The organism is Brooklawnia sp., from assembly GCF_049651565.1.
Taxonomy (GTDB): Bacteria; Actinomycetota; Actinomycetes; order Propionibacteriales; family Propionibacteriaceae; genus Brooklawnia.
This window is the reverse complement of the sequence record NZ_JBASCI010000091.1, coordinates 1-1,614: the sequence shown is the minus strand read 5'-3', so window position 1 is coordinate 1,614 and position 1,614 is coordinate 1. Positions and strand designations below refer to the sequence as shown.

Below are 1,614 nucleotides of genomic sequence, written 5' to 3'. Positions count from 1 at the left end.
GTTCGAGGGGCTCTTCGCCATGCCACACGGCCGCGACCTGGTGTCGCTGGCCGCTGGCTTCGGCTGGCCGACCAGACGGGTGGCCGACCCGGCCGAGCTCGGGGCGGTGCTGCGCAGCCCGGTCGAGGGCATCGACGTGCTGGTGGTGCCCATCGACCCCGACCGGACGCGCGCCGGCTAGTCCTCGGTGCGTAGCCAGTCGCGCAGCGCCATCGTTGCCCGCACGTCGTCCTCGTTGTAGTCGAGGACGCGCTGCCTGGCCTCGGCCCGGGTCTGCTCGTCGGGGCCGTGGGTGGCCTCGTCGAACCAGGACTGCGAGTTCAGGCCGCCGGGGGTGTCGTCGCGCCACTGGAACCCGGCCGCGGCGCGGGCGGCGGTCTTCAGGCTGAGCCCGTGTGCGCCGAAGTAGTTGCCGCGCATGGTCTCGAACAGGTCCACGTGCCGGCCACGCAGCAACTCCAGGGCGCGGTTCAGCACCGGGTCGCCCGATGCCGAGGCCAGCTTTGACAGGTGGATCATCTCGTAGTCGGAGTAGTGGAAGACGTGGGCGTCCGGGTTGGCCTCCAGCAGCCCGACCAGCCAGCCCATCGCGTCCCGGGCCAGCTCCAGCTCCTCGCCAGCGGTCTGGTCGGTGAAGCTGACGAACGGCTGGTAGCCGCCCGGCTGATCCGGCCGGGAGCGATCGCGGACCAGGAATCCCCACAGGTAGACCCGGTCGGCGGCGGAGGTCTCGATGTCCCAGTCGATCTCGACGTCGGCCTTGGGCAGCTCGATGGGGCCGTGGCTGGTCCGCTCCAGCTCGATCCCGGCGGCGATCATCCGGGCCCGCCGGGCGGCCAGCCGCAGCCGCTGCTCGGCACCCTCCCGGTGCCGCACCTCGGGCAGGTAACGGGGCAGCAGTGCCTCCAGGTCAACCCGGCCGAGGTCGTGAACCGAGCGGACGCCCAGGCTGCGCAGCACGCTGATCTCCCGCACGTCCAGCGGTGATTTGTCGATCTGGACGCTCAGGTCGTCGGTGCCCAGCACCGGCGCGCAGACCGACCACCACGGGCAGGAGTTGCACTCGCGGACGTAGATCGGTGCCACCATCGGCCGCGGGTCACCCGGGCCGCCGGTGCGCTTGCCGGCGGTCTCGGCGACCTTGACCCGGAAGCCGTGCTCGTGGTCGTAGCGCTCCAGCGGCGAGCGGGCCTTCCAGCCTTCGGCCGCGGTGCGCGAGAAGGTGCGGATGTGCTTGCTGGTCAGGTGGATCCAGATCACCGCGTGGCTGGTCTGGGCGCTGCGGCCCCGGCTCAGCGCGAGCGCCGCCACCCCGGCCAGGTCACCTTCGGTGAAGAAGGTGCGCTTTAGGTGGTCGGTGCCGATGATGCCGGCCATCGGCTCGCCGCCGGCCTGCCAGCCGGACGCCTCCAGCAGCCGCCAGAAGTGGGCGACGTGCAGCTGGTCGTCCTCCCGGCCGGTGCGGAACCGGGCGTTGATCAGGTCGAGGGCGGCGGCCGGCGACGGGCTGGCCAGCGGGCTGCCGGACTGCTGGGCGGGCCGGCTGTGCCGCTCCAGCATCCGCTTGTAGCGGACCTGCACCGGCAGGTAACCGGGGCGTCCGTTCTTCTGGTC

At 72.1% G+C, this 1,614-nt stretch carries 2 protein-coding genes; one reads left to right on the top strand and one right to left on the bottom strand.

The window, feature by feature from the left end; translation table 11 throughout:
• The coding region (locus tag WBL05_RS04365) for a hypothetical protein (RefSeq protein ID WP_424224011.1) at window positions 1-181 on the top strand (181 nt) is incomplete at its 5' end.
• On the opposite strand, the gene WBL05_RS04360 is transcribed toward WBL05_RS04365, so the two are convergent.
• Window positions 178-1,614, bottom strand: a 1,437-nt coding sequence (locus WBL05_RS04360) for a TM0106 family RecB-like putative nuclease (protein ID WP_424224010.1), incomplete at its 5' end; no start/stop codon positions are given. The genes WBL05_RS04365 and WBL05_RS04360 overlap by 4 nt on opposite strands.